Genomic DNA, 23,273 nt, shown 5'->3' on the forward strand with positions numbered 1-23,273 from the left:
ACCGCCGGCCGGTGGTGGCTCGGGCGGTGCCCGGGGGATCGAAGATCTCCCTGCGGCCGATCGGTCGTGCGAGTATGGACGGGGTGCGCTTTTGTGAAAGGCGGTGCGGCATGGCCGGATTCGTACTCGATCAGGCCGGCGTGCGGGCTCTGGTGGCGCTGGCGTTCGCCGGGGCGGCGCTGGTGGTGCTGGCCCGGGTGATGTTCGCCGCGCCGGTACTCGCGACGGGGGAGACCGAGAGCGGTGCCGCGGGCTGCGGTGATCCGGCACACGGCGGTGATCACGAATCCGATGCCGCGCATCTGCTGATGTGCGCGGTCATGCTGGTGATGGTGCTGTTCCCCACCCGGGTGCACACCCATGCCCTGCACGGCGTGCTGCTCGCGATGACGCTGGTGTTCACCCTCCTGCTGGGTGACCGGCTCGTGCGCTGGTATCGCGATGCGTATCCGCGGGCCGGGCAGCGCGCGGCGGCCATCGGCTACCACCTGGTCGGGGCCGCGGTGATGCTGTTCACGATGTCGGGACACGGCGGAGCCGGACACGGTGCGGATCCGGGGGCGGCCTCTGTATTCGCCGCCGTATTCCTGGCGGACGCCGTCGTGGTGCTGGTCTCGGTGCGCACCGGCCGGGCGCGCTGGTGGGTCGCGCATCCGGACGCGCCGGCCACGGGACGCGGGCTGCCCGTCGCGGTGCTGCCGCACCTCGTCATGGATCTCGGTATGGCCTACATGTTGCTGGCCTGACCGCCGACAGCCCGGCCGCGCAGCACGGTCGAGATACGGACGTGTTCGGGAGCGAGCGCAGCGCGCACCAGTTCGGCCACCACCCCGGCGCTGTCCGCGGTATCCGGGACCATCACCCCGACACCACCGTGACCTCGTCGAACACCACATCACCGGCCGCATCGGATTCGGCCAGGTCGACAGTGGCGATCAGCGCCCAGCCGTGGTCGCCCGCCGGATCGTCGAGAGTCTGCCGTACCTGCCAGAAACCGGGCCGCGTCTCGACCCGGAACAATTGCGGACCGCGTGCGTCCGGCCCGGTACCGATACTGTCGTATTCGTCGAAATAGGGACCGAGATCGGCCGCCCAATCCGGGCCGGGCGACAGTTCGGCCAGCTCGTCCCAGCGCTGCCGGGCGGCCAGTTCGACCCGGCGGAACACGGCGTTGCGCACCATCACCCGGAATGCGCGCTCATTGGCGGTGACCGGGCGTACGCTCTCTGCGCCGAACGCGATCTGCTCGGTGTCGGTCTCCGCACCTGCCCCGGTCAGCTGCTCCCATTCGTCGAGCAGACTGGAATCCACCTGCCGCACCAGCTCGCCCAGCCATTCGGTGAGATCGTCGAGTTCTTCGCTGCGCGCCGACTCCGGAACGGTCCGGCGCAAAGCGCGGTAGGCGTCGGCAAGGTAGCGCAGCACCACCCCTTCGGAGCGGGCGAGTTCGTAGTAGGAGATCAGTTCGGTGAAGGTCATTGCCCGCTCGACCATGTCGCGCACCACCGATTTCGGCGACGGCGCGAACTCCGACAACCACGGATGCCCGGCCCGGTAGGTCTCGTAGGCGCCCTCGATCAGTTCCGCGAGCGGCTTCGGCCAGGTGATCTCCTCGAGCAGTTCCATCCGCTCGTCGTAGTCGATGCCCTCGGCCTTCATCTCGGCCACGGCTTCCCCGCGCGCCTTGTGCTGCTGGGCCATCAGCAGTTGCCGGGGATCCTCGAGCGTGGCCTCGACCAGCGACACCATATCGAGCGCGTAGCTCGGCGACGCGCTGTCGAGCAGTTCGAATGTGGCGAGCGCGAACGGTGACAGCGGCTGGTCCAGCGCGAAATCCCGCTGCAGGTCCACGGTGAGCCGCGCGTAGCGGCCGTGCTCGTCGGGTTCGGGGAGCTGCTGCACCACGCCGGCATCACGCAGCGCGCGGTACAGCCGGACGGCGCGCAGGATATGGCGCCGCTGCGCCGGCCGCGGTTCGTGATTGTCCTCGAGCAGATGCCGCATGGCCTGGAAACAATTGCCCGGCCGGGCGATCACATTCAGCAGCATCGCGTTGGTGACCGCGAACCGCGACACCATGGGTTCGGGCGCGGCCGCGACCAGACGGTCGAACGTCTCCTCGCTCCACGACACGAAACCCTCGGGCGGTTTACGGCGCTGCACTTTGCGCATCTTCTTCGGGTCGTTACCGGCTTTGGCCAGCAACCGGGTGTTCTCGACCTCATGGTCGGGGGCCTGCACCACCACGGTGCCCATGGTGTCGAAACCGGCCCGACCGGCCCGCCCGGCGATCTGGTGGAATTCCCGGGCCTTGAGCCGCCGGGTACGGACACCGTCGAATTTGGTGAGGCCGGTCAACAACACGGTGCGGATCGGGACGTTGATACCGACTCCCAGGGTGTCGGTACCGCAGACGACCTTCAGCAATCCGTCCTGGGCCAGGCGCTCCACCAGTCTGCGATATTTGGGCAGCATTCCGGCGTGATGCACGCCGATACCGTGCCGGATGAGGCGGGACAGCGTTTTTCCGAAGCCGGACGAGAAACGGAATTCGCCCAGAGCTTCCGCGATCGCGTCCTTTTCGGCCCGGCTGGCGAAGTTCGCGCTGGTCAGTGCCTGAGCCCGTTCCAGAGCCGCGGCCTGGGTGAAATGGACGACATACACCGGAGCCTGATGTGTGGTGACCAGCTCGGTCAGCGTTTCGGTGATCGGCGTACGCGCGTAGGAGAAATGCAGTGGTACCGGACGCTGGGTACCCGCGACCACCGCGGCAGCGCGGCCGGTGCGCCGCTCGAGGTCGGCGGCGAAGAAATCCACCTCGCCGAGAGTGGCCGACATCAGCAGGAACTGTGCGCCGGGCAGTTCGAGCAGTGGCACCTGCCATGCCCAGCCGCGGTCGGGATCGGCGTAGAAATGGAATTCGTCCATCACCACCTGCCCGATATCGGCGCCCGGACCCTCCCGTAATGCCAGGTTTGCGAGGATCTCGGCGGTGGCGCAGATGATGGGTGCGGTCGGGTTCACCGCCGCGTCTCCGGTCACCATGCCCACGCGTTCGGCGCCGAAAACCTCGCACAGCGCGAAGAATTTCTCGCTCACCAGTGCCTTGATCGGGGCGGTGTAGTAGCTGCGCAGCCCCCGGGTCAGCGCGAAGAGGTGGGCGCCCACGGCGACCAGCGATTTACCCGAACCGGTGGGGGTGGCGAGAATGACATGGGATCCGGCCGCCAGCTCCAGTAACGCCTCGTCCTGGGCCGGATAGAGCGCGGTACCCTGCTCGGCGGCCCATATCGCGAACGACTCGTACAGTGCGTCGGCGTCGGTCCCCGGTATCTCGAGCAGCTCGGTCAGATCCACTCCGGACACCCTACGGGCCCGCGCGTACCGTTCACCGGCACGGTGGGCCTGTGCCGGGTCTCGGCTTGTCGTGGCGGGTCAGCCGCGTTCGTCGTCGTCGCCGGAGTAGCCGCCCTGCTCGGCGAGGAAACGCTCGAATTCGGCGCCCAGTTCGTCGCCGCTGGGCAGCTCGCCCTCACCGACCAGCAGGCTCGACTGCCGCTCCTGGGCGCTGACGAAGGTGTCGTACTGGCGTTCCAGCGCGTGCACCACCGTCTCCACTTCCGGGTTCCCGGCGATGTGCTCGTTGACCTGCTCACGCACCCGGGCCGCCGCTTCACCCAGCGCGGCGAGCGGGAACGCCAGGCCTGCATTCTCACCGACGTGTTCGAGCAGGGTCTGCGCGGCTTCCGGGTAGGAGGTCTGCGCGAGATAGTGCGGGACGTGGACCGAGAAACCCAGCGATTCGTGACCGTGCTGGGCCATGCGGTACTCCAGCAGTGTGGCCGCGCTCGCCGGTACCTGCAGTTCACCCGGCCAGCGCTGGTTTTCCGGGATGAGATCGCGGTTGGACGAATGCGCGGTGAGTCCCAGCGGCCGGGTGTGTGGAACCGCCATCGGGATAGCGCTCAGACCGATACTGCGGCGCACGCCGAGTTGCTCGGCGAGCAACCGCACCGCGGTGGTGAACTTTTCCCAGCGCAGGTCCGGTTCCATGCCGGCGAGCAGCAGGAACGGCGTGCCCTCGGTATCGCGCAGAGCCCACAGGTTCAGCTCGGGTTCGGCGTACTCGGAGAAATGATCGGTTTTGAAGGTCATCAGGGGGCGTCGCGAGCGATAGTCCAGCAACTCGTCCACATCGAACGAGGCGACGAGTTCGCTCTCCAGGCTCTCCCGCAGATGAGTCGTGGCCAGCCGGACCGCATGGCCCGCGTCGGAGTACCCCTCCAAGCCGTGCACCAGGACCGGCCCCGAGCCGTCGTCGGCCGAAAGCTGCGGAGCGGGGAACTCCAGTTCGTACATTCGCGACTCGTAGTCCATCGCGTACTCCTTCCTGCGCGATCCGTGGCGGGCGGGTCGAGCAACACTGCTGGTATTCGCTGCCGCGCCGCGCGCCGCGAATCGCCCTTCATTGTCCCCCATGCAGATGCAGGGCCACACGCTGGCCGTACACCGGCGCTCTGTGCTGACAACAGCGGTCGCCGCCGGTGAATTCCCCGGTCCCGGCGCGGGACGGGCCGGGAAGTCGAGGTGGGCTTGTGGCCGGTCGACGCACCGGGGAGTCTGGCACACTCCGCTTGCGGATGTACCCCATTTCCCGGTCGGCAACCAGCACTCGGCGCGGGCACCGGCCGCCGACCGGAGTTGTCCCCAACCCCGAGTTCTCCACAGACTTCGTGAGAACCAGTGTTCTGCCAGTTCACGCCCGTACTGCGCGAGATCCGATACCGCATGCTCGGGCCATGACATCCGCTGCGCCGTCCTCCCGTCCCGCTTCCGCCTCCGCCCGGTCGGTCCCGTGCCGTGCGGGCGGCCTCGGCCGCCCGGCTTCGGCACCATCCCGCTCCGGCCGGGCCCCGGGACGGTGTCCCACAGCGCGGGCACTGGCCGCGAGCGCAGGGTCACGCCCGGCTCCGGGGGCGTCCGGTGAGTGCGCCCCCGGTCCGTACTTCGCTGTGCGCGAAACCTACGAATACGCCGCGGCGTCGCGGGCACGCTGCGCCGACCGGGCCGGTGACGCGTACGACCGCCCGCTCGGTACCGGCCCCGCCCGGCTCGACGACCCGGGAGATCTGCTCGCCGCGCTCCCCGCCATGCTCGGCTTCCGTCCGGAACGTTCGCTGGTGCTGGCCGTCCTGTGCGCGGCCTCCACGGCCGAGAGCGCGGTCATCGATCTCGTGGTGCGCTTCGACCTCCGCCATCCCGGCACCGGCGCCTGCTCCGATACCGAAACGGTGGCCACCGCGGCCGCGCGGGTCTGTGCGCGGCCGGGAGTGGCCGGAGTGCTCGTCGTCCTGGTGGACGACGAGCTGACCGACGGTGAACGCGCTGTACCGCAACAGGTTCCGATATTCGGGGAACTGGAACGGCAGCTGGCGTCCCGTGCGGTACCGGTGCGCGGCGCCTGGGCCGCTCGGTCGATCGCGGCCGGGCAGCCGTGGTGGAGCGTGGTCGGCCCACCGCGCCGCGGGCGGATCGCCGATCCGGCGGCCTCGACGGTGACCCTGGGCCGGGTTCTGGACGGCCGGCCGATCCGCCGCAGCCGCGACGAACTGACCGCGTTGGTCGCCCCGGACGATGCGCTGCGCGCGCAGGTGTCGAGCGAATTGGAGGACGCCAGGGATCGTGCCAAGGACAGATACGTCGCTGCCGCGCAGCGTGGCGATCCGGCCGGTTATCTGCGCGGCGAACTGCAGACCGTGCTCTGGCTCATCGCAAACGCCGAATCCGGCGCCGGTCTCGATGCCCGGGAACTGGCCCGGATCGCGGTGGCCCTCCGTGACCGGGAAATCCGCGATTCCGTCTTCGCCGTGGCCGATACCGCGCACGCTGAAGCGGCCGAAAGCCTGCTGGCCCTGCTGACCCGCGCGCTGGACGGTGCCGACCGGGCGGAAGCGGCGACCCTGCTGGGCTATTTCGCCTATGTGCGGGGCGACGGCCCCTTCGCCGGAATCGCCTTGGACGCGGCGCTGGATATCGAGCCGCACCATTCGATGGCCGCACTGCTGCATACCGCTCTGGAGGCCGGTATGCGACCCGAACGCCTCCGCGATCTGGCGCAGTGCGGCCGGGATACCGCCACCGCTCTCGGCGTCGACCCGGCCGCGGTGTGGTGAGGCCGGCCGCGGCGGGGTCAGCGCGCGCTGTGCGCGCGCGAACCGAGACCCTGCAGATAACTCCAGGCGGTGGAAACGATCTCGTCGAGGTCGTTGTGCTCGGGTTTCCAGCCGAGTTCGTCGATCGCGCGCCGGCTGGAGGCGATCAGCACGGCCGGGTCACCGGCGCGGCGCGGGGCGTCGACCGCGGCAATGGGCCCGCCGGTGACCCGCTCACACGCCGAGATCACCTCCCGTACGGAGAATCCGGTCCCACTACCGAGGTTGAACACGCGGTGAGCGCTCGCCGCGGCCGTCTCCAGGGCCAGCAGATGTGCCTGCGCGAGGTCCAGGATATGGATGTAGTCGCGGACCGCGGTGCCGTCGTGGGTCGGCCAATCGGTGCCGAACACCGAAATGGAATCCCGGTGTCCCGCAGCCACCTGCAGCACCAGCGGGATCAGATGCGTCTCCACCGCCCGGTTCTCACCGAGACCGCCGTAGGCCCCGGCCACATTGAAATAGCGCAGGCTGGTGGCGGCCAGGCCGTGGGCGGCGGAATACGAGGTGATGGCGTGATCGATCGCCAGCTTGGACGCACCGTATGGGTTGGTGGGACGAGTCGGGGCGTCTTCGGTGATCGGAACCTGTTCCGGCTCGCCGTACACCGCCGCCGTCGAGGAGAACACCAGCCGCCGGGTATCGGTTTCACGCATTGCGTCCAGCAGTGCGAGCGTTTTCACCACATTGCCGTGCCAGTACTTTTCGGGCCGCTGTACCGATTCACCGACCAGCGATTGCGCCGCGAAATGCAGAACCCCGTCGAATTGCCGGGTGCGCAGCAGATCCGGCGCGGCCTCGGCGATATCCCCTTCGACGAATTCGACGCCCTCGGGCACTCCGTCTGCATTGCCGGTCGACAGATCGTCGAGGACCACCACCTCGTGGCCCTGTTCCCGCAGCACGAGCGCGCAGACGCCACCCACATAACCGGCTCCGCCGGTGACCAGGAGTTTCATCGATCAGACCAGCTTCACCTGTACGGCGTGGGCCATTTCGTCGGGCAGTTCGTAACCCGAGTGGCCCGGCACCGTGATGACCACGGCGCCCGGTTTGCTCTCGACGGTGACCCGGGCGTCGGGCACCACACCCGCCTCCCGCAGCCGGCCGATCACCTCGGGATCGGTCTGGATGTGTTCGGCCAGCCGGCGCACCACCACCGCATGCGTACGGCCCTGCGGCAGTTCGGACAACCGCTTCAGCGGTTCCTCCAGCAACTGGCTCGCTGCGATACCGAGTTCGTCCAGGCCGGGGATAGGGTTGCCGTAGGGCGAGGTGGTGGGATGGTTGAGTACCTCGACCAGCCGCCGTTCGACATCCTCGCTCATCACATGTTCCCAGCGACAGGCTTCGGCATGCACGTTCTGCCAGTCCAGCCCGATGATGTCCACCAGCAATCGCTCGGCCAGCCGATGTTTGCGCATGACCGCGACCGCCATACTGCGGCCCTTCTCGGTCAGTTCGAGATGCCGGTCACCTGCGACGAGCAGCAGTCCGTCGCGTTCCATCCGGGCCACGGTCTGGCTGACCGTGGGGCCGCTCTGCTCGAGGCGCTCGGCGATCCGGGCGCGCAGGGGTACTACACCCTCCTCCTCGAGGTCGTAGATGGTACGGAGATACATCTCCGTGGTGTCGACCAGATCCTTCACTGTTGCCCCTTCGTCGGCACGAATTCTACCTGCGCACCAGCGACCCCGGTCGAAACGAACGGGTCGCGTGACGCGATGGGAATACATTCGGCGCGCGGCCCGACGCCGCAGTCACGCATACATGTATTTCTACTGCATGACAACGTGCGATGGGGTTTCACCCTTCCCGATACGGTTGCGATCATGGCCACTGCACCGCCGGACGTGAACCCCGGCTCCGGAGAACCGGGGACCGTTGTGTGGACCGACCGCTTCATGGACTACTCGTGGACCCCCGAGCATCCGATGAAACCGGTCCGTCTGCAGTACACGATGGCGCTGGCGCGCTCGCTCGGGATACTCGACGGGATAGAGGTACTGGAGCCCGGCGCGGCCGACCGCGACGAGCTGCTGCGGATACACACCAGCGACTACATCGAGGCGGTCCGCTCGGCGGTGCCGCGGGAGACAGTGGGTGATCTTCCGATCGATCCGCCCTACGGGCTCGGATCCAGCGACAATCCGGTGTTCCCCCGGATGCACGATGCCGCCTCGGTGATCGTCGGCGGCACCCTGGCCGCGGCGCGCGCCATCGCCACGGGCACCACTCGGCGGGCGGTGAGCATCGGCGGCGGAATGCACCACGCCATGCCGGGCCGGGCCGCCGGGTTCTGTGTGTACAACGACGCGGCGGTGGCCATCTCCTGGCTGCTCGACCACGGCTTCGATCGGATCGCCTACCTCGATGTGGACGTCCACCACGGTGACGGGGTGCAGCACGCATTCTATCGGGACCCGCGGGTGCTCACCGTATCGATCCACCAGCATCCCGCAACGCTGTGGCCCAACACCGGCTGGCCGGACGAGACCGGAAGCGGACCCGGCGACGGTACGGTGATCAATCTCCCGTTGCTGCCGGGTACCCGCGACCCGCAGTGGTTACGTGCCTTCCACGCGGTGGTGCCCGGGGCGGTGGCGGCGTTCCGGCCCCAGCTGGTGGTCAGCCAGTGCGGGGTGGACACCCACCGCGAGGATCCACTCGCGGAGCTGGAGCTGGGTATCGAGGGACAGCGGGCGGCCTTCCTGGCGATGCGGGAGCTGGCCGACCGATACGCCGAAGGGCGATGGCTGGCGGTCGGTGGAGGCGGGTACGGCCTGGTGCGGGTGGTGCCCCGGGCCTGGACCCATCTACTGGGGATCGCGCTCGACCGCCCGGTGGACCCGACGACCGCGATACCGCAGGATTGGATCGATCTCGTGCACGCTGACAGGCCGCGGATATCGCCGCCCCGCACCATGGGCGACGGTGTGGATATCGAATTCCGGCGCTGGGACGGTCCCGGGGGTACCGCCGAAACCGGGGACGCCCGGTTCGACCGGGCCCAGCGGGCCGTCGATACGGCCGTTCTCGCCACCCGCCGCGCGTGCTTCGGCCCGCTCGGCCTGGACCCGGAGGATCCGCGTGACTGACCCCACCGATCGTGTGCCCGACGATCCACCGCCGGCGCCGCTGCACTGGCAGGCCGATGTCCTGGCCTCCGACGGCGGTGTGGTGCGGGTGCGCCCGATCACTCCCGCCGATGCCGACGAACTGCAGCGATTTCACACCGCATTATCCGAGCGCAGCCGCTACCTGCGTTATTTCGGGCCCTATCCCCGGATATCGCCGAAGGATCTGCACCGCACCACCCACCTCGACTACCGGGACCGGGTCGGGCTCGTGGTCGTCCTGGGGGATGCGATCATCGCGGTCGGCCGCTACGAGATATTGGACCGGTCCGGTTCGCGCGCGGCGGAGGTCGCTTTCGTGGTGGCCGACGAGCACCAAGGGCGCGGGCTCGGATCGATCCTGCTGGAACATCTGGCCGGCGCTGCCGCGGAGAACCGGATCGACACCTTCGTCGCCGAGGTGCTGGCCGAGAACACGGTGATGGTCACCGTGTTCCGGGAGGCCGGCTACCAGGTGGAGCGCAGTCGTGACGGTTCGGTGCTGCATCTGGAATTCGCCATCGACCCGACCGAGGCATTGCGCTCGGTGCGCGATGCGCGGGAACGGGCCTCGGAGGCACGCAGTGTGGGTAATCTGCTGGCTCCGCGCTCGGTGGCGGTGATCGGCGCGACGCCGAGCATCACCCGTGTCGGGGGTGTGGTGCTCGCCAATCTGCTGGACGGAACGTTCCAGGGGGCGGTGTACCCGGTGAATCCCGAGCGTCGTTCGGTCCGCGGCGTCCATACCTATCCGACGGTTCGCGATATCCCGGACGAGGTGGACCTGGCCGTGGTCGCGGTCCCCGCGGCCGCCATCGGTTCGGTCCTCGACGACTGTATGGCCAAGGGCGTCAAGGGCCTACTGGTGCTGTCGGCGGGGTTCGGCGAGACCGGGGAGCAGGGCCGCAGTGCGGAGGCCGAACTCGTCGCGGCCGCCCGGAGGCACGGTATGCGCGTGGTGGGGCCGAGCGCGCTGGGGATCGCGAACACCGATCCGGCGGTCGGTCTCAATGCCACGCTGGCCACCCTGCTGCCGGGCCGCGGGCGGATCGGATTCTTCTGTCAGTCGGGGCCGCTCGGAGTGGCCATCCTCGCCGAGGCCGCCACACGCAATCTGGGGTTGTCCACCTTCGTCTCCGCCGGTAATCGGGCCGATGTCTCCGGTAACGATCTGCTGCAGTACTGGGATACCGACGCAGATACCGATGTGATCCTGCTGTATCTGGAGAGTTTCGGTAATCCGCGCAAATTCTCCCGCATCGCGCGCCGGGTGGCCCGCAACAAACCGATCGTCGCGGTCAGTCCCAGTCGGCTGGCCGCGCGCGACCGGTCGGACGGGGGACTGGATCGGTCCATCGTGCACGATCTGTTCGCGCAATCGGGTGTGGTGCAGGCGGACTCGATTTCCGAGATGTTCGACTGCGCGGCCCTGCTGGGCTATCAGCCGCTGCCCCGCGGACCCCGGCCGGCCGTCGTGGGCAACAGTGCCGCACTCAACTGGCTGACCTCCGACGCCGCGCGCAGTGAGGGACTCGCCGTGGTCGAACCGGTGGACCTCGGACCGCAGGCCACACCCGAGGACTTCCGGATCGCTGTCGAGTCCGCACTGGAATCCGACGACAACGATGCGGTGATCATCATCTTCGCGCCGCCGATTCCGCTGCCGCAGACCGGATATGCCGAGGCGATCCGGGCTGCCGTGGCTTCGGTGCCCGCGACCAAACCGGTACTCACCACCTTCGCCGGCGGGGACGGTATCCCGAATCTGCTGGCGGTCCGCGGGCCGGGCGCGGCCGCGGTCCGTGGATCCATTCCGTCCTTCCCCGATCCGGCGCGCGCGGTCCGCGCGCTGGCCAGAGTGCATCGCTACGCGCGCTGGCGCGACCTGCCCGCGTACCCGGACTCCGATACCGTCCACACCGGCGATGAGAACGGGCGACCGGCCGGTATCGACAGCGAGCGGGCTGTGCGGCTGATGGAGCAGTGGACGACCGATCCGGCCGGGCGGTGGCTGACCGACGACGAGACCGTTCTACTGCTGGACTGCTACGGCATCTCCGTGGTGGAGTTCCGGGCGGTCCGCGATGCCGAGGCAGCCGTGGCGGCGGCCGAGGAACTGGGCTATCCGGTGGCGGCGAAGGCCACCAACGAGAGCTGGCGGCGTCGCCCCGATATGAGCTGGGTGCGCCTGGACCTGTGGCGGCCGGACGCGGTCCGCCAGGCCTATCGCGACCTGGTCGAGCTGTGCGGTGATCCGCTCCTGCATATCCAGCGTATGGCGCCCAAGGGCGTCGGCTGTGTGCTGAAGGTGCAGGACGACCCGGCTTTCGGTTCGGTGATCGAATTCGGGCTGTCCGGGCCGATCATCGAACTTCTCGGTGACCGCGCCTATCGAGCGCTACCTCTGTCGGCCCAAGAAGCCGCCGCGCTGATCGATGCGCCGCGCGCCGCCCCGTTGCTGAACGGGACCCCGGCCAGCCCCCGAGTGGACAAAGCGGCTCTCATCGAACTCGCCCGGCGTATCTCCGCGATGTTCGACGATCTCCCCGAGCTGCGGGAACTGTCCTTCGAGCCGGTGCTCGCCGCTCCGGAATCGGCGGCGATCCTCTATGCCCGGGCCCGGGTGGGTCCGCAGCCGAGCCGCTTCGACGCCGGTCCGCGTCGATTGGGATAGCCGGCGCCGCTCTCCGGCAATATCCGGCCGGCGCGGCGGCCGGGAACGGCCGCCGACTGCCATGGACCGACCGGTGCGTCGGCATTCCTCGGTGCCCGGCGAGGTCTCGACCGGCCCGGTGACCGAGCCGTGAGCCGGGCTATCGGTACAGCATGACCGGCCGAACTCGGCCGGTCACCGTTCCCAGAGGGGTCAGCTCGCGTACGCGCGCAGCCGGTCCGCCCGCTCGCCCTTGCGGAGTTTGGACATGACCTCGCGCTCGATCTGCCGGACACGTTCCCGGGACAGGCCGAACAACTTGCCGATCTGATCCAGGGTCCGCGGCTGGCCGTCATCGAGACCGAAGCGGAGCCGGATCACCTGCTGTTCGCGTTCGTCGAGCGTATTGAGCACGCTGCGCACATCGTGGTGCAACAGGCCGGCGATCACTGCGCTTTCCGCGGAGGTGGCCTCGGAGTCCTCGATGAAATCGCCCAGGGGGGCTTCTTCGTCGTTACCCACCGGCATGTCCAGGCTCACCGGATCGCGGCTGTGGTCGAGTAGATCGGCGATCTTCTCCACCGCGATACCCGATTCGGCCGCGAGTTCTTCGTCGGTGGCCTCGCGGCCGAGTTGCTGATGTAGTTCGCGCTTGATCCGGGCGAGCTTGTTGACCTGTTCGACCAGATGGACCGGGAGCCGGATGGTGCGGCTCTGATCGGCCATACCTCTGGTGATCGCCTGCCGGATCCACCAGGTGGCGTAGGTGGAGAACTTGAAGCCCTTCGCGTAGTCGAACTTCTCCATCGCGCGGATCAGGCCCAGGTTGCCCTCCTGGATGAGATCCAGCAGCGGCATTCCACGGCCCGTGTACCGCTTGGCGAGCGAGACGACCAGACGCAGGTTGGCTTCCAGCAGGTGCGACCGGGCGGCCTGGCCCTCCCGGACGACGATGGCCAGGTCATGCTTGCGGGTCGCCGACAAACGCTTGCCGGTCTCCAGCAGGTGCTGGGCGTAGAGACCCGCCTCGATGCGCTTGGCCAGTTCGACTTCGTCGGCAGCTGTGAGCAGGGCGGTCCGGCCGATTCCGTTCAGGTACACACGTACCAGGTCGGCGGCGGGGCTCGAAGCGTCGAGGTCCGTATCACTGGGGCGCACACGAGTGGTGGCGGGGCTTGTCATGACTTGCCTCCTGTCGGTGGTGTCTCACTCCGAACAACGGACCCGACATAGGGAAAGTTCCCTCGCCGGGCGCGGATAAACCGCTCTGAACTGCGGTTTTCACGGTGACGTTCTGAGAAGTTCCTGAGAACGAGAGTCCCTCGGCAGGCGGCGGAACACGCGGTCGGCGGCGTATCCCTAGTGCGGTACCGGGTGGATCAACCCGTGCCTCACCAAACCGGTGACCACTCCGAGGGCGGCGTCCGCGAACTCGGGGGAGACCTCCTCCGCTCCCTGTGACAGTGCCAGCAGTTCGATCAGTTCGTACAACGGCAGGCCGTCGGGCCGCATTCCCGCGAGCAGGGAGACCGTCGTCTCGTCCACTTCGTGCTGCCACCGCGGTCCGTCGCCCCGGTGCAGGCGTATCACCTGCTGCTCCCAGCCCTGCTCGCCCGGCAGCGAAACACGCTCGAGCGCGGTCGCCGGGTCGACCCGGTAGCGCGAGCGCCGGGCCCGGTCCGGATCACCGGCGATATCGCGCAGCCAGGCGGATCGGTGGAAGTAGGCGTGCGCTTCCGCGCCGAGCGGATCGTCGAAGCCGTGGGTGAGGTCCTCGGCGAGCAATTCGGTCGGCGCATCCACGGCGCGCAGGTAGACGAAACCGAAACCGATCCCCGTCACCTGGGCCTGTTCCAGCGCGGTCAGCCATTCCTCGGCCCGTTGCCGGGCCGTGGGGGTGCGTGGATCGAGACCGGCGTCGCGCAGCCAGGTGCCCACGTACAGCGCGGGGTCGGCGACATCACGCTGGACAACCCACGCGTCGATACCGTGGGGGGGCAACCAGCTCGAGACACGCTGCCGCCAGTCCTGTTCCTCGGTGTGCACCCAGGCGGCCAGCACCGCTGCGGTCCCTCCGGGGGCCAGCAGCCCCGGGACACCCGAGATCACCAGTTCGCTGGCGCCGTCGAGCGCGAGCCCGGAATCACGATAGATGTGCTCGACTCGGGCCGGCCCGACCACGAAGGGCGGATTGGCCACCACCTGATCGAACCGGCGTCCGGCGACGGGCTCGAACCACGAACCCTGCACCAGGTCGATATCCAGATCGTTGAGCGCCGCGGTGGCCCCGGCCAGCCACAGCGCGCGCGGATTGACATCCGTGGCGGTGACCGACCGGGCATAGGACGCGGCGTGCACGGCCTGGATACCGCAGCCGGTGCCCAGATCCAGCACCGAGTCGACCGGGGCCGTCGGAGTGGCCCGAAGCAGTGAGAGCGAGGCATGTCCGACCCCGAGCACATGGTCCTCGGTCAGAGTGCGCCGATGCATCGAATCGTCGAGGTCGGACAGGACCCAGCGGTTCCCCGCGCCGACATCGGTCGGGCGCAGGTCCAGCGCCGCGCGGACCTCCCCACCCGAGCGGGTCAGCAGGCCGGCCGCCACGGCCTCGTCGATGCGGACCGGGGCCAGCGCCGCGGCGGCCTCGCGCTCGTCCAGCGCGTCACCGAGAAGCAGCAGGCGGACGAGGGCGCCCAGGTCACCGGCCGTGCGCGCGGCCCGGCGTACGGGCACCGGCTCCCCGCGGCCCAGAGCGCTGTGCGCTTCCTCGCCCAGCATTTCGAGCAGGGTGCCGGCGTCGTATCCGACCCTGGTCAGCGCGGTGCGCAGGGTCGGGCACAGGGCGGTCAAGGGTGATCGGACAGTCGATCCGTAGGTGGGCACAGCGGTACTCTGCCACCCCCGGGGACTCGGCCCGATGGCCGCACCGCCGTGGCGATGCGGCCGCAGTCGCGGGGACGAGCGGTTCAGCCGTCTATCTGGTCGTGCCGGCGTTCCTCCAGCGCGGGACGCGGACGATCCCAGCGGCTGGGTTCGTTCTTGTCCCGCGGCGGCCGGTCGTTGGCGATGAGAACCGCGATCCACGGTAGGGGTACCGAAGCCGCCATGATCAGGATCGAGATCAGGGCGTTCCCGAAGACCGTGTAGGCCACCCCGGCCAGGATCAGCGCCGGAATCCGGAACGCCATGATGATCGTGTACCGGCGAACCCGGGCCCGGTGCTGCTCTTCGAAGGACGGGGCCGCCTTCGTGATCAGCGCCGCATGTCTGGCGTCGTCGCCGGGAAAGTATCCGCGCGAACGCGAGGGACGGGCCGGCCGCGGTGTGCCGGGGGACTCACCGGGACCGCTCGCACCGGCGTCGAGGTGCTCCGAGCCGCGCTCGGAGTCTTCGCCGTGCTGCTGCATACCTTCGAGTCTTGCACTATCGCCGGCACCGTGTACAACGCGTCCGCCGGTAACCGTGCGCGACGGCCGCGATGCCGGGTCCGGCACCTTCCACCGTGATGCCTGCGCCGCGCCGCCACGCGCCGGTACTGCCCGGTCGCGGGGGTGATCGTGCGAGCGGAGTGCGGTGATACGGCATCATGGAGGTCGTGAGTACCGATACTCTGGTCCGCCCCGATACGACCACCGACGAGACCACCGGTGACGACACCCCCAAGTTCTTCCACTATGTGAAGAAGGACAAGATCGCCGAGAGTGCCGTGATGGGCACCATGGTGGTCGCGCTGTGCGGTGAAGTCTTCCCGGTGACACGCTCGCCGAAGCCCGGTTCCCCGGTCTGCCCCGAGTGCAAGAAGGTCTACGAGACCCTCCGTAAGGGCGACTGACCGCGACCCCGCCCGGGGGTCGGACGAGCCACGGCCGCGGATCGGTTCGGTGGCGCGTTCGGTGCAGCCGCAGCGCTCGCGCAAGCCGTTCCTCCCGGCCTCGGCCCGCCCGAGCGGCCGCGCCGAGCATCGGGCGTCGGGCGGCAGGTCAGCGGGTGACCAGCGGAGCCGGCGGCCCGCCCGCGGAACCGCCCTCCGGGCCGCGGTCGTCGCCGCGGCGCGCGCCGCGCCGGCGCGGGATCCGGTGTGAACCCGGATCCGCCGGATCGGCCTCCGCCCCACCCTGCGCTTCGCTGCGGCGTTTGGCCAGCCATGCCTTGAACTGTTGCATCCGGGTCGCGCGGGCCGGCCAGAACTCCTGGACCGCCGCGTTGAATTCCGCGCCGAGGATCACCGCGAAACCCAGGAAGAATGTGAACAGCAGGAAGGCGATCGGGGTGGCCAGGGCCCCGTAGGTCACCCCGGTCCGGGTTACCAGCGCCAGGTAGTGGCGCAGGATATCGCTGGCCGCCATGAAGAACACCGCCGCAAGCAGCGCGCCGCAGAAGAGCCGGTGGTAGGGCAGCGAACTGTGCAGCGCGAGTTTGTACAGCGTGGCCAGCCCGACGATGAGCAGCAACCCCACCGCGGGGTAGTAGAACGTATCGACCAGGCGTAGTCCCGGCTCCAGCCACGAATCCGGCAGTATCCGCCCGATGAGTACGGGGCCCAGCGCGACGAGCGGCAGGATGAAGATCGCCGCGATCAGGAACTGGACGTAGAGGAGCAGAGCGAAGATGCGCTGCCAGATCGGGTTCCGGGCGTCCTGCTGGCCGTGCGCTTCCACGATCGCGTCGACGAAGGTGGCCATGGCCGAGGACCCGGCCCACAGCGAGAGTACGAAACCCACCGAGACGAACGCGGCCCGGCCACGGCCGAGTACATCGCGGATCGTCGGTTCGATCAGATCGGTGACCACACTCTGACTGAACAGGTCGCGACTGAATGTCAGCGCTTTCGATTCCACGATCTCCACGGTGTCCGGTCCGAAGAGGCCGCTGACGTAGCCGAGCCCACCCAGCAGGCCGAACAGCAGCGGTACCAGCGAGAGGGTCTGCCAGAAGGCGGCGGCGGCGGATTTCGCGAAAATCGAGTCGTCCCAGGCCTTGACGGCCACCCGGGCGACCAGCCGGCCGATCTGGGCGAGGGCGCGCCGGGCCCACGCGGTGCCCGACGGGTCCGCGCCGGGTTCGCGTCCGTAACTGTGCATGGTCTGTCCAGCATCGCGCACCCGGGCGCCCGGCGGTACGGCGGCGGGCCACGTGTCGGGGTCCTCCGGCGGAATCGCCGGTTACCGAGCCCGCCCGGAAACCGCCGCACACGAGGTGTGACCCCCGTCGCGCGCTCCGCGCCGGTTTGGCACCATCACCGCCACGGCCGCTAGTGTTTGTCTCCGTGACCGATGCGAGCGGTGCTATTGCGACGGAGGTTCCGGGCGCATCCCTGCGCGCGTGGCAGCGGCGCGCGCTCACCCGGTACCTGGCGACCAAACCCCGGGATTTCCTCGCTGTGGCGACCCCTGGGGCCGGTAAGACAACCTTCGCGCTGCGGGTAGCGGCGGAACTGCTGGCCGATCGTACGGTCGACCAGGTCACCGTGGTGGCGCCGACCGAACATCTGAAACATCAGTGGGCCGCGTCGGGGGCGCGCTCGGGACTGGCGTTGGATTCGAACTTCTCCAACACCACCGGCGGCACCTCGGGTGACTATCACGGCGTGGTGGTCACCTACGCCCAGGTCGCCGCGCACCCGTTCAAGCACCGGGTGCGCACCGAGAACCGGCGCACCCTGGTGATCCTGGACGAGATCCACCACGCCGGTGATTCCAAGAGCTGGGGTGACGCGGTGGCCGAGGCGTTCGGTGACGCCACCCGCCGCCTGGCGCTCACCGGCACTCCGTTCCGCAGCGACGACAGTCAGATCCCGTTCATCACCTACGAACCCGACGAGGCCGGGCTGCCGCGGTCGCGGGCCGATCACAGCTATGGCTACACCGAAGCGCTCGCCGACGGGGTCGTGCGGCCGGTGGTGTTCCTCGCCTATTCCGGCGAAGCGCACTGGCGCGACAGCGCGGGCGAGGAGTACACCGCCCGGCTCGGCGAGCCGCTGAACGCCGAGCAGACCGCCCGGGCCTGGCGCACCGCGCTGGATCCGGCAGGGGACTGGATCTACGCGGTGCTGCGCGCGGCGGATATGCGGCTGGCGCAGCTGCGCGAGGGCGGTATGCACGATGCCGGCGGGTTGGTGATCGCCTCCGATCAGGAACGGGCCCGTGCCTACGCGGAACTGATCGAGCATCTCACCGGTAACCGGCCGGTGCTGGTGCTCTCCGACGATCCCACATCCTCGGCCCGGATCGGCGAGTTCAGCGCGGGTACCCAGCCGTGGATGGTCGCGGTGCGGATGGTCTCCGAGGGCGTGGACGTCCCGCGGCTGGCTGTCGGCGTGTACGCCACCAGCGCTTCGACGCCGCTGTATTTCGCCCAGGCCATCGGCCGTTTCGTCCGCGCCCGGCGGCCGGGCGAGACCGCGAGTGTGTTCCTGCCCTCGGTTCCGGTGCTGCTGGACCTGGCGGCCCAGCTCGAGGTCCAGCGCGACCATGTCATCGGGAAGCCGCACCGCGAGAAGGACGGTCTCGACGACGACCTGCTCGCCGAGGCGAACAAGCAGCAGGACGAACCCGGCGAGGCGGAAAAGGCATTCGTGCCGCTGGCCGCCGACGCCGAACTGGACCAGGTGATCTACGACGGATCCTCGTTCGGTACCGCGACATTCGCCGGCAGCGCCGAGGAAGCCGACTACCTGGGCATTCCCGGTCTGCTCGATGCCGATCAGATGCGCGCGCTGCTGCGGGAGCGGCAGGCCCGGCAGATCGCCGACCGGTCCAGGGCCGAACCGCAGGCACCGGCTCCCGCGTCCCCGGCAGCGGGTGATGCCGCCGAGCGGGTGGCGACCGCCGACAAATTGGGCGAACTGCGGCGCGAGCTGAACAGCCTGGTCGCGATGCATCATCACCGCACCGGTAAACCACACGGGGTGATCCACGGCGAGCTCCGGCGCCAGTGCGGCGGGCCGCCCACCGCACTGGCCACTGCCGACCAGCTCGGCGAGCGGATCGCCGCGCTGCGCCGGATGTGAACCCGCCGCGGCCGCATCGGCGGCCCGGTTCGCCGGACACACGAACGCTTCGGCGTCGGCGCTCACACTTCGAAGAACATCGCGGGGTCCAGTGCGTTGAGCGGTATCCAGCGCGGTGTCTCCGACTTCTCGCCGCAATCGCCCGGCGCGGCACTGCGATCCGGGTGGCCGAACCCCTGTAGATCCAGGCTCAGCCGCGGATCCTCGTCCACCCGGCGGGCGAGATCGTAGAACGTGGCCAGCACGTGGAGGCAGCGTGCGGTGCGCGCGCTGCACGAGCAGTCGATCGCCGCGGGTTCCGGGGCCACCGAGACGCCCGCCGCGAGGGCCGCCGCGTGCATTTCGTCGGTCAGCAGGGTGGGTTCGGTGCCGACGATCGCCGACAATGCCGTGAGCGCGGTCCGGGTGAGCGGTGCCAGTTCGAGATGGACGACCGACGCCTGGCCCCCGCGGTGGATGTGCGCGCGGACGGTACGCCCTTCCACCACGGCCCGGACCCCGTCGTTGCGGGCGATACTGCGCGCCCGCGGGAGCAGCGGTTCGGGGCGGGTCTGTCCTAGCGGCTCGGCCAGCCGGACCCAGTCCATCCCCCAGCGGGTATAGCCGAATTCGTTGTCCGCCATCAGTTTCCCCGCTTCCGTCGTAGCACTTCCAGGAGCCGCTCGTCGTCGAGCCGGGCGAGGTCGGCGATACCGCTGCCATCGCCGAGTTCGGTGAGCGCGGATTTGCGGCGTTGCATCCCCGCGATATGTTCCTCGACCGTGGTGGCCGAGGTCAGTGTGGTGACGGTGACCGTGCGGGTCTGCCCGATCCGGTGCACCCGGTCGGAGGCCTGGGCTTCGACCGCGGGATTCCACCACCGGTCGAAATGGATCACATCGGCAGCGCGGGTGAGGGTGAGCCCGGTACCCGCGGCCCGCAGGCTGAGCACCAGGACCGGTGGTCCGCCGGGGGACTGGAACCGGGTGACGATCGCCGCACGTTCGGCCTGGGTCAGCCCGCCGTGGAAGAAGGGCGCGGTGATCGCGAATTGTTCGGCCAGATGCCGCACCAGGAGGTCACCGGTGGCCCGGTACTGGGTGAAAATGAGCGTCGGCGCGCCGTTGTCGAGATTGGCGGCGACGATATCGGTGCACAGATCGAGTTTTCCCGAGCGGCCTGCCAGTTCACCCTGATCGCCGTCCACCAGACCGGGGTGGTTGCACACCTGTTTCAGCGCGGTGAGCGCCGCCAGCACCCGGGTCTGCCGCTGGGTGCCGGTACCGAAGCCGTCGGCGACCGCGCGGTCGAGCAACTGGTCGTAGAGTTTTTCCTGTTCGGGGGTGAGATCGCACAGCAGGTCGTTGTGGATCTTGGCCGGGAGCGCGGCGGCGACCTGAGCTTTGCGGCGAGCGAGCAGGACCGGTTCGATCGCGTCCTGCAGGCGCGCGGCCGCGGTGGCCGAACCCTGTTCGATGGGTTTGACGAAGCGACGGCGGAATTGGGCGCGATGCCCGAAAAGGCGTGGTGCCACGAGGTGTAGCAGCGACCACAGTTCGTCGAGGTGATTCTCCACCGGGGTACCGGTCAGGGCGACGACGGCCGCGGCATCGAGAGCCCGGGCCGCCTTGGACACCTGTGTGCGCGGATTCTTCAGCGCCTGGGCCTCGTCGAAAATTACCGTCGCCCACTCGTTTCCGGTCAGCCGGTGACCGTGCAGCCGCAGCACGGGATAGCCCGTCACGACGATATCGCCGGCCGCGGTGCCGATCTCGCCGCCCCGCCAGGCAATCGGCCGCAGGGTGGGGGCGAAGCGCTGTATCTCGTGTACCCAGTTGCCCACCAGCGAGGTCGGGCACACCACCAGTTGGGCACCCTGGCCCGCCCGCCCCAGCAGCAGGCCGATGGTTTGCACGGTTTTACCCAGACCCATCTCGTCGGCGAGGATCGCCCCGCCGTGGCGGGCGACGGTGTCGTGTAACCAGCCGATCCCGCGCACCTGATAGGGCCGTAGGTCGGTGCGCAGGTCGTTGCGCAGGCCGGCGGCGACGGCCGTGGTGTCGTGGAGCACGGAGCGGGCGTGGTCACCGGTGAGCATCGCGGTCCCCGCCGCGTTGGGGAACGCGTGCCCGGCAGGGGGGAGTGCTGCTTGTCCGCCGGCGAGGATCGCCTGCCAGGCGCGGGTGGAGTGGCCCGGATCGGCAGGTGTGAAACCGGCGAGACCGGCAGGGTCCACCAGCGCGCAGTCGACCGGAGTCACCTGCACGGTAATGCTTCCCGCACGGGCCTGGGCCCGGGTTCCGCCGGGTACGGCCAGGGCGAGGGTCGCGGTGTCGCCGATTCCCGTGGGTGCAGAGCCGGGTTCCCGGCCGGTCCAGGTCCACAGGGCGAACATGTGACGGTCGGGCAGATAGGTGGTCTCGATGGTCGGCAGCGTGCACCCCTAATGATCAGCGTATAGTGTACGGAGTATTAGGACCAACGCGCACCGCACCGGATTTGTTCCGGGACGCACCCCGCGGTGCTCGAGCGGTATCTCTACGTGGTGAAGGGAATGCGATGAGCAGCGACGATGCGCCGCCGGCAGCGCGGCACCCGGGCCGTCCGGGAGCCCTATCGGCTGCGGCCGGCCGGAGGTGCCGGTGACCCATCCGCCCGATCCTGCCCGCGTCCTGCTCGAACTGCTGTGGCGGCACCAGCTGCCGCCTCGGCGCGGCGGCCGCGGTCCCCGGCAGACGGTGAGCGTCGACGAGGTGGTGGCCGCGGCGGTCGGCCTCGCGGACCGCGAGGGCTACGAGAAAGTGTCGGTCCGCGCGGTCGCCGCGGAACTGGGATTGCGGCCGATGAGCCTGTACACCTACGTGCCGAGCAAGGACGCGCTCACCGTCCTGATGGTGGACGCGGTCGCACTGGAGGATGCCCCGATCCCCGCCGGCCTGCCCGTGCGGGACCGGTTGGTGGCCGTCGCCCGGCAGATCCGGGACGAATACCTGAACCATCCGTGGCTGTTCGACGTGCCCTCCTGGCGCATGGTGCTGGGGCCCGGCCGGACGCGGCGGTACGAGCGGCACCTGGCGGCGGTGGACGGGGCGGGACTCGACGATATCGAGATGGACCGGGTGATCGCGGTGCTGTCGCAGTTCGCGACCGGTAATGCCCGGACCGCGCTCGCCGCGGCCCGCAGCGTGCGCGAGCAATCCGACGCCGACTGGTGGGCGGCGTACGGCCCGGTGCTCGAGCAGGTCATGCCGACCGCCGATTTCCCGCTGTCCACCCGGGTCGGCGCGGCCGTCGGCGAGCTGTATCACGCGCCCGGTGACCCGGCCGGAGATTTCGATTACGGGCTGCGACGCTTGATCGACGGCATCCTGCCCGGTTGAAACGCCCGTGACGGGCGACCGGATCGGTCGCCCGTCACGGAGACGGTGTTCTGTTGTTCGATGCTGTTGTGTCGGACGCGAGGACGGGTCAGAGAGCGGGAGCGGACTCCGTGTCGATCACGGCGTCGAGTTCGCGCAGTCGTTCCATGTGTTCATTCGCGTGGTGCTGGCAGAAGAGCAACTCGCCACCTGCGGGCAGAACGGCACGTACACGCGCAGCCGCCCCGCAGCGATCGCAGCGATCGACCGCGGTCAGTGGGGTGCTTGTCAGGGTTCCTGGCATGACTCCTCCGTCCTGGCTTCCGGCACAATACCGTTCACCTGGTGTGAGGCCCGTGGTCACTCCGCGGGCTCGCTTCCGCTACTTCCCAGCAGTGGTGTAACTACTCTGTCAGACGTTCGGGGCATCGGGTTTGTTCCCACTGGGGAACCAGTGTGTTTTCCCTAACACGACCAGCGGTTTTCGCCTGTGGCGAACACCGCGGGGCGGGTGTGGAAAACGTAGGGCCGTTGCTCCGTACCGACTGTCGAGTTGTGTATCGGAGGTTACCCGTGCCCTGTGACACTCACACCCTTGTTCACCTCTGCACTCCCGGTGAGTGGGCACTTGCCCGGCAAGATGGTGCGCATCGGCCCGATTCGCTGCGGACGGAGGGCTTCGTTCATCTCTCCGCGCCACAACAGGTGCATTTGCCCGCGAACCGTCTTTTCGCAGGTCGGCGCGACCTTCTGCTGCTGCGTCTGGATCCGGACCGGCTCGGGGCACCGGTGCGCTGGGAGCCAGGGGCGCCCAGCGACGATCCGGCGTTGCGTTTCCCACATCTGTACGGTCCGCTGCCGGTCGAGGCCGTGATCGGGGTGGACAGCTACCTCCCGGGCACCGACGGACGCTTCGTACCGCTGTCCGGCTGAGTCGCGCCCGAC

At 69.0% G+C, this 23,273-nt stretch carries 20 protein-coding genes; 8 read left to right on the forward strand and 12 right to left on the reverse strand.

The features are described from left to right. Positions 1–110 precede the first annotated feature (110 nt). Positions 111–746, forward strand: a complete 636-nt coding sequence (locus NS4_RS19755; protein WP_063061012.1) for a DUF5134 domain-containing protein — start codon at positions 111–113, stop codon at positions 744–746. Here the strand turns inward: NS4_RS19755 and NS4_RS33680 are convergent. The 3 genes from NS4_RS33680 to NS4_RS19765 form a co-directional block, all read right to left on the reverse strand. Then, positions 728–862 carry a hypothetical protein gene (locus tag NS4_RS33680; RefSeq protein ID WP_281219839.1) on the reverse strand — a complete coding sequence of 45 codons (135 nt, stop codon included), beginning with the start codon at positions 860–862 and terminating at the stop codon, positions 728–730. The two genes, NS4_RS19755 and NS4_RS33680, sit on opposite strands and share 19 nt — an antisense overlap. Continuing rightward, positions 859–3,357, reverse strand: a complete 2,499-nt coding sequence (locus NS4_RS19760) for a DEAD/DEAH box helicase (protein ID WP_063061013.1) — start codon at positions 3,355–3,357, stop codon at positions 859–861. The genes NS4_RS33680 and NS4_RS19760 overlap by 4 nt, the downstream gene beginning before the upstream one ends. A gap of 78 nt (positions 3,358–3,435) precedes the next feature. Then, on the reverse strand, positions 3,436–4,377 hold the full coding sequence (locus NS4_RS19765) for a PAC2 family protein (protein ID WP_063061014.1): 942 nt from the start codon (positions 4,375–4,377) through the stop codon (positions 3,436–3,438). 635 nt (positions 4,378–5,012) lie between these two features. Between NS4_RS19765 and NS4_RS19770 the strand changes: the two genes are divergently transcribed. Further along, positions 5,013–6,173, forward strand: a complete 1,161-nt coding sequence (locus NS4_RS19770; RefSeq protein WP_063061015.1) for a DUF4192 domain-containing protein — start codon at positions 5,013–5,015, stop codon at positions 6,171–6,173. Between the two features lie 17 nt (positions 6,174–6,190). Here the strand turns inward: NS4_RS19770 and galE are convergent, their stop codons facing one another. Further along, positions 6,191–7,171 carry a UDP-glucose 4-epimerase GalE gene (gene galE / locus NS4_RS19775; RefSeq protein ID WP_063061016.1) on the reverse strand — a complete coding sequence of 327 codons (981 nt, stop codon included), beginning with the start codon at positions 7,169–7,171 and terminating at the stop codon, positions 6,191–6,193. 3 nt (positions 7,172–7,174) lie between these two features. Continuing rightward, positions 7,175–7,861: an iron-dependent transcriptional repressor DtxR gene (locus NS4_RS19780; RefSeq protein WP_063061017.1), complete on the reverse strand. Its 687-nt coding sequence runs from the start codon at positions 7,859–7,861 to the stop codon at positions 7,175–7,177. Positions 7,862–8,044: 183 nt separating this feature from the next. Between NS4_RS19780 and NS4_RS19785 the strand changes: the two genes are divergently transcribed. Beyond that, positions 8,045–9,310, forward strand: a complete 1,266-nt coding sequence (locus tag NS4_RS19785) for an acetoin utilization protein AcuC (protein ID WP_063061058.1) — start codon at positions 8,045–8,047, stop codon at positions 9,308–9,310. Next, positions 9,303–12,002, forward strand: coding sequence for a bifunctional acetate--CoA ligase family protein/GNAT family N-acetyltransferase (locus NS4_RS19790; protein ID WP_063061018.1), 2,700 nt, complete (start codon positions 9,303–9,305; stop codon positions 12,000–12,002). Before NS4_RS19785 ends, NS4_RS19790 begins: the two co-directional genes overlap by 8 nt. 192 nt (positions 12,003–12,194) lie before the next feature. Here the strand turns inward: NS4_RS19790 and NS4_RS19795 are convergent, their stop codons facing one another. From NS4_RS19795 to NS4_RS19805, 3 genes are all read right to left on the reverse strand, one after another. Further along, entirely contained in the window at positions 12,195–13,163 is a 969-nt protein-coding gene (locus tag NS4_RS19795; RefSeq protein WP_063061019.1) for a sigma-70 family RNA polymerase sigma factor, read from the reverse strand. Between the two features lie 177 nt (positions 13,164–13,340). Beyond that, the gene (locus tag NS4_RS19800) at positions 13,341–14,864 is read right to left on the reverse strand and encodes a DUF7782 domain-containing protein (RefSeq protein WP_063061020.1); all 1,524 of its coding nucleotides are present in this window, start codon (positions 14,862–14,864) and stop codon (positions 13,341–13,343) included. An 83-nt stretch (positions 14,865–14,947) separates the two neighbouring features. Next, positions 14,948–15,388 (reverse strand): DUF3099 domain-containing protein, encoded by a 441-nt coding sequence (locus NS4_RS19805; RefSeq protein WP_084487522.1) that lies wholly within the window; start codon positions 15,386–15,388, stop codon positions 14,948–14,950. Positions 15,389–15,576: 188 nt separating this feature from the next. Between NS4_RS19805 and NS4_RS19810 the strand changes: the two genes are divergently transcribed. Next, a complete protein-coding gene (locus NS4_RS19810) occupies positions 15,577–15,813 on the forward strand; it encodes a DUF3039 domain-containing protein (protein WP_039825726.1) in 237 nt (78 codons plus the stop codon). A 148-nt stretch (positions 15,814–15,961) separates the two neighbouring features. Here NS4_RS19810 and NS4_RS19815 read toward each other — a convergent pair whose 3' ends face one another. After that, entirely contained in the window at positions 15,962–17,062 is a 1,101-nt protein-coding gene (locus NS4_RS19815) for a YihY/virulence factor BrkB family protein (protein ID WP_084487524.1), read from the reverse strand. Between the two features lie 185 nt (positions 17,063–17,247). On the opposite strand from NS4_RS19815, the gene NS4_RS19820 reads away from it, so the two are divergent. Beyond that, a complete protein-coding gene (locus NS4_RS19820) occupies positions 17,248–18,990 on the forward strand; it encodes a DEAD/DEAH box helicase (RefSeq protein ID WP_084487535.1) in 1,743 nt (580 codons plus the stop codon). Between the two features lie 62 nt (positions 18,991–19,052). On the opposite strand, the gene NS4_RS19825 is transcribed toward NS4_RS19820, so the two are convergent. Together NS4_RS19825 and NS4_RS19830 are read right to left on the reverse strand one after the other, a co-directional pair. Then, a complete protein-coding gene (locus NS4_RS19825) occupies positions 19,053–19,613 on the reverse strand; it encodes a hypothetical protein (RefSeq protein WP_063061022.1) in 561 nt (186 codons plus the stop codon). Then, complete coding sequence (locus NS4_RS19830; protein WP_063061023.1) at positions 19,613–21,364, reverse strand: DEAD/DEAH box helicase; 1,752 nt, start codon at positions 21,362–21,364, stop codon at positions 19,613–19,615. Before NS4_RS19830 ends, NS4_RS19825 begins: the two co-directional genes overlap by 1 nt. Before the next feature lie 247 nt (positions 21,365–21,611). On the opposite strand from NS4_RS19830, the gene NS4_RS19835 reads away from it, so the two are divergent. Then, positions 21,612–22,349, forward strand: coding sequence for a TetR/AcrR family transcriptional regulator (locus NS4_RS19835; RefSeq protein ID WP_063061059.1), 738 nt, complete (start codon positions 21,612–21,614; stop codon positions 22,347–22,349). Positions 22,350–22,437: 88 nt separating this feature from the next. On the opposite strand, the gene NS4_RS33470 is transcribed toward NS4_RS19835, so the two are convergent. Then, positions 22,438–22,632, reverse strand: a complete 195-nt coding sequence (locus NS4_RS33470) for a DUF7455 domain-containing protein (protein WP_030521621.1) — start codon at positions 22,630–22,632, stop codon at positions 22,438–22,440. Positions 22,633–22,901: 269 nt separating this feature from the next. On the opposite strand from NS4_RS33470, the gene NS4_RS19845 reads away from it, so the two are divergent. Further along, positions 22,902–23,261, forward strand: a complete 360-nt coding sequence (locus NS4_RS19845) for a DUF952 domain-containing protein (RefSeq protein WP_063061024.1) — start codon at positions 22,902–22,904, stop codon at positions 23,259–23,261. The last annotated feature ends 12 nt before the right edge of the window (positions 23,262–23,273 follow it).

It is taken from the genome of Nocardia sienata NBRC 100364 (assembly GCF_001613205.1).
GTDB lineage: Bacteria > Actinomycetota > Actinomycetes > Mycobacteriales > Mycobacteriaceae > Nocardia > Nocardia sienata.